At 38.7% G+C, this 8,202-nt stretch carries 8 protein-coding genes; 6 read left to right on the top strand and 2 right to left on the bottom strand.

Annotated features, from left to right (window positions below; translation table 11 throughout):
- Positions 1–218 precede the first annotated feature (218 nt).
- The gene (locus E5329_RS27125; protein ID WP_275443802.1) at positions 219–467 is read left to right on the top strand and encodes a hypothetical protein; all 249 of its coding nucleotides are present in this window, start codon (positions 219–221) and stop codon (positions 465–467) included.
- A gap of 60 nt (positions 468–527) precedes the next feature.
- Here E5329_RS27125 and E5329_RS27120 read toward each other — a convergent pair whose 3' ends face one another.
- Both E5329_RS27120 and E5329_RS27115 read right to left on the bottom strand, forming a co-directional pair.
- Entirely contained in the window at positions 528–2,180 is a 1,653-nt protein-coding gene (locus E5329_RS27120; protein WP_135992296.1) for a relaxase/mobilization nuclease domain-containing protein, read from the bottom strand.
- On the bottom strand, positions 2,152–2,568 hold the full coding sequence (locus tag E5329_RS27115; protein ID WP_135992295.1) for a plasmid mobilization protein: 417 nt from the start codon (positions 2,566–2,568) through the stop codon (positions 2,152–2,154). Before E5329_RS27115 ends, E5329_RS27120 begins: the two co-directional genes overlap by 29 nt.
- A gap of 99 nt (positions 2,569–2,667) precedes the next feature.
- Between E5329_RS27115 and E5329_RS31265 the strand changes: the two genes are divergently transcribed.
- The 5 genes from E5329_RS31265 (at position 2,668) to E5329_RS27090 (ending at position 8,050) form a co-directional block, all read left to right on the top strand.
- Complete coding sequence (locus tag E5329_RS31265; RefSeq protein WP_135992294.1) at positions 2,668–2,982, top strand: hypothetical protein; 315 nt, start codon at positions 2,668–2,670, stop codon at positions 2,980–2,982.
- 573 nt (positions 2,983–3,555) lie between these two features.
- Positions 3,556–4,527 (top strand): ABC transporter ATP-binding protein, encoded by a 972-nt coding sequence (locus E5329_RS27105; RefSeq protein WP_135992293.1) that lies wholly within the window; start codon positions 3,556–3,558, stop codon positions 4,525–4,527.
- Between the two features lie 3 nt (positions 4,528–4,530).
- Positions 4,531–5,325, top strand: a complete 795-nt coding sequence (locus tag E5329_RS27100; RefSeq protein ID WP_135992292.1) for an ABC transporter permease — start codon at positions 4,531–4,533, stop codon at positions 5,323–5,325.
- Positions 5,322–6,113, top strand: a complete 792-nt coding sequence (locus tag E5329_RS27095; protein WP_135992291.1) for an ABC-2 family transporter protein — start codon at positions 5,322–5,324, stop codon at positions 6,111–6,113. Before E5329_RS27100 ends, E5329_RS27095 begins: the two co-directional genes overlap by 4 nt.
- Before the next feature lie 26 nt (positions 6,114–6,139).
- Complete coding sequence (locus tag E5329_RS27090; protein ID WP_135992290.1) at positions 6,140–8,050, top strand: endonuclease MutS2; 1,911 nt, start codon at positions 6,140–6,142, stop codon at positions 8,048–8,050.
- Positions 8,051–8,202 lie beyond the last annotated feature (152 nt).

The following is an 8,202-nucleotide window of genomic DNA, read 5'->3' as shown; positions in this document are numbered from 1 at the left end:
CTTCGCTTTCCTTGCGGAGGTTGCGCTTAATGATAAAATGGCAGCCGTTTTCCATAACTCACGGAGCACGTCTCTGTCTTTACAGATACGGATCGTTTCCGTGACAGCCGAAGATATTTTTTTAAACATATCCGTTTTATACAAGATATGACGGTAAATATTTCTGACAGCAGAAGCGGAGCGTTTTCGGCGGGAAGGAATGCGCCATTGAAGTAAAGGTGAAAGTGCTTTATGGCGGTAAAGGAAATGACATTATCAGCCAGTATGTTGCGTTCACAAAAGTATATAATGAACAGATGAAAAGGCATGGGAGGAGCCGGGATGAAGAGAGGATCATGCGTACCTATGTTGCTAACGAAAGGCGTGAGGCGGTAAGAGAAGCAGTAGAAAATATGTTAAAGACCGGGAAGATGTCAGCAGAGGAAATTGCCGGGTATTTTAAGGAACTATCCGTGGAGGATGTCTAGAAAAATGACAGCCGCAGAATTTTCATATGGAACCCTGCGGCTGTTTTTCTGCCAGAATGATTAAGAAATGTCGGTGCTTTTCTGTTTTTCTGGCTGTCGGGTGTGCGCCTGTCCTAAAATCTTATCGACATTGAAGCAGACTGTATTTAATTCTTTTTGATAATCCCGGTAATAATGGTAAGTTTTCTGTGCCTCCTTTTTCTGTTGGAGAAGTTTTTCCCTTTCTGCTTTCAATAGCTTCATGGAGGGGAGCTTCCCATCTGCAGACTGCTCTTTCAGGAATTTCCTTGCGGATTCATAGAGTGTAATTTCGGCCGGATGCTCCTGCCGGAATTGCCCTTTATTCTTTGCTTTCACAAACTTTTGGTAGACAGATTTATTGGCAAGGTACTGGCCTGTGTAATGGATCTGCTCATTTACCTTCCGGAGGTTATCTTCCACAGACTTCAAATCTTTTCTGGAAGCGGAAGCATGGCCCTTAATCTCTGAAAAAGAATCTTCCAGGGAATCCCTTGTGTCATACCCATGCTCCTGTATATAAACGACCGTCTTAGCCATCTCTTTCAGGTTGGAAAGCTTCACTTTGTTAGCGTAAGCGGCATTTTGCTGTGCCTTTACGCAAGCCTGCAGATCGACCACCAGACGCAAATCTGACTTGATAAATCGGATTGATACAGCCTCCTCATGCAGTAGATTGGATGTGTTGGTTGCAGATTTCTTCGATTCCATATTACATTTTTCCACATCAACCGTTTTCTTTTTGTTTTCTTTATTCTCTGTATTTTCCTTAAACAGCTCCTGGAGGTAATCTTCTTCATAGTGTGTGCCGAGCATCCTTCCGGTGATATACTTGCTCCGTTCTGGATGGAGGAAGCTGAACCTACCCCGGCTGACCTTCAATTTGACATTGTATTTTTCCAAAAGCAAGTTCTGAAAATCTTTCCGGCTGCAGGAAACGGCTGCGGCATCTTCGATTGCAGACCGTAGAAATTCTTTCTGCGTCTGAAATTCTGTTTTACGTGGTGTAAGTCCGTCAGCACGGAGCTGTCTGTTACGTTCATCCAGTTTCTTTTGTCCTCTGCGCTTCGCATGGTATTCCCGGTCTGTAATTTTCTTTTCTGCAGGAGCAAGGAGGTCTACTTGGTGCAGATGTTCCCGGCGGCATATATCCATAAGTGATTGCTTTAAGTGTATCAGATAATCTTTAGATACATGATGCTTATACCCGGCACGGGAATCACAAGGGTGCTCCATAAAGTCTTGGCGTTCCACATCATATTTCCGCAAGCTGTTGATTACAATATGTACATGAATGTTGCCACTTTCATTATGCCCGTCCGTGTGGGTGCAGATAAGAGCCTGATGTCCGGGGAAGCTCTTCTTTGTATATCCCATGCAAATCTGTTGTGCCCGTTCCCCGGTCAATCCATTTTCTATTGCGTCCTTTGGATCGAAGCTGATGATGTAATGGTGGGATTTGATTTCATCATAGGATTCATTTTTGTGGTATAGGGCATTTAGTTCCCTGCACTCCATGTCGAACGTAAACGGATTACAGTTTATGCCGTTCATGATATATTCCTTTCGTGGGATCAATTCACCATTTTCATCAAGTATCGGTTTGTTCGTACTTTCATCATACTGGAATATGAGATACCGTTGTGCTTCTCCATAGTCGGCATTTTTACTTGCTATGTGTTTCAGTATTGCCATCCAAACTACCTCCGGCGGCAGAGTGGAAATCTCCCGCCATCTTTAAGACTTCATACTTCATTTCATAAATTCTGGCCACGCTCTGGTCGATTGCCTTACGCATCTCTTGTGAGTGGATGCCGCCGCTGTTAAAATGCCTTGCAATTTGGTTTAAGTTGTTCCCGATTTTCCAAAACTCTGCAACCAGCTTTTTCAACTCCGGCAGGTCTGCTACAATCTCATATTTAGCCGCGACCTTCTGCTTCATAATCTGTTTCCGAACATATTCAGCCGTTGGAAGATGTGTAGCCTTTGCGTTTTCAGAAACGATTTCATATTCCGTATCAGTAAGGCGGAGCATAATTTGGTGTTTGTGTCGTAGTTCCCTGTCCTTCTTTGGTCTTGCCATTGTATAGTTCCTTTCTGTTAAAAGTGTAAAAATGATAGCACTTTCCTTATTAGATGGATAAAAAAGAGTTCCTATAATAAAGCCGATTAGGGAACGCCAATGGGAAACGAAAGAGGGATTTTTACAAAAATATTTAGATTTCTCCGTGATTGGGACAATTACGCTGCGACTATTTTTAATAGGAGCCAATCTGCATATTTGAAAAATATGCAACAACCGAGGGCATGGGGAGCGGAATCCCCATCAAGTTTGCCGGGTAAGCAAAATCCACGAAGTGGGTTTGGAGTTACTCTGGCGAAACTTGCTTTTTATGTCAGAACTGACATAAAGGGCATTATCCGAGAAGTTTTCTGGAAATCACCGATAAACTGTGCTTTTCAGAATATCTCTTTGATAATGAAACTTCTCGGATAATGCTCTTCGAGTTTGAAAAAAACCTCTATAATAAAAGCCGATTATTGAGAAGAAGTGCCACTATAATAAAAATATCTATTAAAATAAATATTGACACTGGAAAAGTTATGAGTTAATATAGGGTTATATTTTAAAGAAAAGGTAGATATGCTATATGTTGGTGGTATCTGTAATGACAAAGAACAACTAAATTTAATAAAGAGGGTAAGCATTGCGAGTGGTAAGCACTAGGGATAGTGTTTTATTTGTGATACCCTTTTCAGTTTTCAGCATTATTGAAAGCTGGTTGTTTCTGCCTTACAGAATACTGCATACACGGGGAATTATTGTCTTGTTTTGATGAATGAGAAAAAGGGAAAGTATGACTGTAGAGGTCATGCTTTTTTTGTTTTAGACCAACTATGAAATGGAGTGCAAGTTTTAAGACATTGCGGGTATCCTTTCATGGAAAGCCTTGTTTTACTACGTCAATTTGAGACATATGGATTCGTGGTTTCAGTCTATTTATGATAGGCAGAAACCACGTTTTTTTGTGTCTTGAACTAAAATATATTTCATTTGGAGGATTTAAACATGAAAATGATACGGACAGAAAATATAACGAAAAAGTATAAACGGTATAAGAAGCAGGAGGGAGTGATAGGAAGCATTAAGGGTCTGTTCCATAGAGAGTATGAAGAAAAAATTGCGGTAGATGCCTTTAACATGGATGTGGATGAGGGTGAGTTTATAGGATTGATTGGACCGAATGGAGCGGGTAAAACTACCTTAGTGAAGATGCTGACTGGTATTATTGCGCCAACATGCGGCGAAATTCAGGTCATGGGATTTTATCCTAATAAGCTGGAGAAGGCATTTAAGCATCAATATGCGGTAGTTATGGGGCAGAAGAGTCAGTTGTTTTTTGAGCTGACAGCGGAGGATACGCTGAGACTGTTTAAAGAAATATATCGTATTCCAGAAGACGAGTATAGGAAAAATAAGAACTTTTTTGTGGAGCTGTTTCAGGTGCAGGAGCTTATGGATGTACAGGTAAGGACATTATCATTAGGAGAAAGGATGAAAATGGAATTGATTGTTGCATTGCTTCATAATCCCAAAATACTGTTTTTAGATGAGCCGACAATTGGGCTGGATGCTGTGGCAAGTAAACAGATTCGGACTTTCTTGAAAAATATAAATGAATCGAGAGGGACGACCATCCTGCTAACTTCACATTATATGGAGGATATTAAGGCATTATGCAAACGTTCTATTGTAGTAAATTACGGCAGAAAAATATATGATGGCGATACGGATATGTTATTTGAACAATACCAGAAGAGTAAGAAAATGACTATATACTTTGAGCATAGCGTAGAGCCTGATGTCCCGGAACATTGCAGGATATTAGAAAAAACAAATGACAAACTGGTGCTTGAAATACCAAAACAAAATACAGAAAAAGTTCTGGAATCGTATATAGGTCATTATCCGATCCGGGATATTGGAATTGAGGAAGAAGAAATAGGCTCTGTAGTAGAGCGTATCTATAAGGGGGTGTAAAACGTGAAGAAATATTTGGGAATTGCTAGGGTATATATGAAAGCGCAGTTAATCTGGAGAGCGGATGTATTTGTTGATGTGATTCTGTCAGTAGCTAGGATATTGTTTGCATGGATCTTATGGAGTATTTTGTTTGAAGGAAAAGAGCAGATAGCAGGATTGAAATTTCACACCATGATTTCTTACTATATCATAAGTTCCTATCTATTCCAGATGGAAAAGTCTGCTGAAATCAGCCAGCAGATGACGGGGATGTTGAGAAACGGCACTTTTTCAAAATATATGGTGATACCGGTACAGACACAGGGCTATTTTGTGGCGATGGAGGTCGGGAAGCTTGCATTTTCTTCAGGCATTGGCTTCTTAGCAACTGTTCTGTGGTTTTGTTTGTTCAGGATTTCCATTGTACATACAGTTAATTTGAAGATATTGCTATGCGGAATTATCATGGTTGTTTTAGGTCTGCTGTTTATGGCTCAGCTCAATTATTTCCTTGGGATTTTAACTTTAAAATTTGAGGAGATCAGTACCTTTCTCATGATAAAGGATAATTTATCAGCAGTTGTGACAGGAGCGGTGATTCCCCTTGCACTTTTGCCGGAATGGATGATAGCCAGCATGAGATTTCTGCCGTTCTATTATGTTACATATCTCCCAAGTATGCTGTTTATAGGAAAATGTGAGGATGAAGCAGTGACAGGCTTATTGGTTTTAAGTATATGGTGCATTTTCTTTATTGTTTTAAATCAGGTAACTTATGAACATTATCGAATTAAATATGACGGAGCAGGAATATGAAAGATAATCTTAAATTTTTGACAGAATTAATGAAATTAAGGCTATCCCATATCATGACATTCCGGTTGGGATTTTTTGGACCGTTTTTTATTGACGCCAGTTATTTTCTGGTTCAGCTTTTTGCCTTTGAGGCAATTTATGGGCATGTGGATAAAATTCGTGGATGGGGGCATGGAGAAATCCTTGTTTTTGTAGGAACATTTTCTCTGATTAATGCCCTTAACATGATAATTTATTTTTTTGGAGTGATTTCCATACCTGGAAAAATACAAACAGGTGAACTGGATTTGTATCTGACCAAACCGGTAAATCCGCTATTGCGGATTACTTTTGAAAAAATAAATCCAGGTTCCATACCGCTATTGGCTTTCAGTGCATGTATTATTGCGTATGGGGTGAAAGAAATAGACATGGGTTTTTCATGGTCTAATATTATTAAATATCTGTTTCTGGTTTTTATGATGACGATACTGTACTACGATATGGAACTCTTGATACGATGCTTTGCTTTTTTTGTTTTCTCTGTAAACAATTTAACGAAAATTGAGGAGACAGCGATTGACTTGTGTTTGAAAATACCAGGGATTGCTTTTTATGGAATTTATAAGTTTATTTTTTATTGTATATTGCCATATGGAATCATTGCAACGTTGCCGACACAGGCATTTATAGGGGCACTGTCAGTAAAGGGGCTGTTTTTTGGAGTAGCAATTGTGTGTATTTTTACTTTTTTTGCATTATCATTTTGGTCATATGGAGTACACAGATATGAAAGTGCAAGCAGTTAATTATTTTTTATAATAGGAGGGTTAAAATGGTTCAAACAGATAAAGTATTGGAATTTGATAAGATTAAAGAGAAGTGGATTGAACTGGCGCTTACAGAGTGGGCAAAAGAAAAGATTAAGGACACCGTTCCCAGCATGTCAGAGAATGAATTGATTGCAAGGCAAAGGGAGACAAGTGAAGCCAGGGAACTATTGGAGAAAAGCGGAAATCCGCCGTTGGTTTCTTTAAGTGGGATTAGAGAATGCATCCAAACGGCTGTTAAAGGAGACTGTTTATCCATTTCACAGCTTGAAGATATAGAAAAATCCCTTGTTGCTGTAATGCGGTTAAAGAATTATCTAAGCCGTTGTAAACAATGGGAAATATCGCTGGCATATTATAATGAGAATCTGGATTGTCTGGATAATCTAAAAGAAACCATTAGTATGCAGATTAGAAATGGCAGGATAGATGATAGTGCTTCAAAAGATTTAAAATCCTTTCGGGATGAAATTGAACGGAATGAAAGATGCATGCGGGAGAAAGTAGATGCAGTTATACGGGCGAATAAGGAAAGCCTGTCTGATAATTTCAGTACCCTGAGAAATGGGCATATTTGTATTCCTGTTAAAAAAGAATATAAATATAAAATAAAAGGTAATGTGATTGATAAATCCTCAACGGGAGGTACATTATTTATAGAACCAAGTTCTGTGGGGAAATATTATGAGACATTGCAGCTTCTACGGACACATGAAGAAAATGAAGAATATAGGATACTCTATTCTCTTTCTGCGATGGTGGCCGATTATGAGGAGATTTTGGAACAAAATATCAGTATGATAGAAAAACTAGATTTTATTTTTTCAAAAGGAAAACTGAGTTTAGAATATGATGGAGCAGAACCAAAGATTAATACGGAACGATATATCCGAATAGAAGATGGCCGACATCCCCTTATGGTTCCGTCAGAGTGCGTGCCGCTGCAATTTGAGATAGGGAAGAGTTTTGATGGCGTAGTTATTACAGGGCCTAATACAGGCGGTAAAACAGTTACAATTAAGACAGTTGCATTAAATTGTATGATGGCACAATGCGGTTTACACGTGGCATGTAAAAAAGCAGAAATTTGTATGAATAGTAATTTTCTGTGTGATATAGGTGACGGGCAAAATATATCAGAGAATCTTTCTACATTTTCAGCACATATTGTGAATGTTAATGAAATATTAAAAAAAGTTAATAGAGACAGCCTTGTAGTTATGGATGAGCTTGGTTCCGGCACAGACCCAACAGAAGGCATGGGAATTGCCATTGCAATATTGGAAGAATTACAAAAGAGTGGAGGATTATTTCTTGTTACGACACATTATCCAGAGGTAAAACAATATGCAGATAAAAAAGCCAGGATTGAGAATGCGAAGATGACCTTTGATAAGGAAAGTCTGAAACCTCTTTATCAATTAGTTATTGGAGAAGCTGTGGAAAGCTGTGCTTTTTACATAGCCGGGAAAATGGGAATGCCAGAAGAGATGTTAAAAACGGCAATGAAGGCGGCTTACGGAAAAGAGGAAATATCGGAAAATTTGAAACAAGTGGTTTCTAAAAATCATTTAGAAAAGAGGAGGGTATCTGGTATTCAAAAAAGGAAAAGAAGGAATAAGGCGGCACAAAAAGCTCTGGAATTTCAACTGGGAGACAGTGTTCTTGTATATCCAGATAAAAAGATTGGCATTATCTGCAAGACAGCCAATGAAAAAGGAGTTTTGAGAGTACAGATGGCGGATAAAAAAATATGGGTTAACCGCAAAAGAATTAAACTTCATGTGGCTGCGGAGAAATTATATCCTGATGATTATGATTTTTCTATTATTTTTGACAGCGTAAAAAATAGAAAGCTGCGGCATCAAATGGACAGAGGAAAGATTATAAAAGAACAAATTACTATTGATGACTAAAAAATATGTTCAGAAAGATAGTGATTTGGTGAAGAAAATATTGGTTGCTATATTTGCGGATGAGACCGAAATGGATTTGGATAATCTAGTATAATCCCAGCTCTGACGCTTAAAAAAATTAATTAAAAAACCTCCCATTTTATGGGAAGATG

Source organism: Petralouisia muris, from assembly GCF_004793545.1.
Classification (GTDB): Bacteria; Bacillota; Clostridia; order Lachnospirales; family Lachnospiraceae; genus Petralouisia; species Petralouisia muris.
Note: the sequence above shows the minus strand (reverse complement) of the source record. Positions and strands in the feature narration are given on the sequence as shown.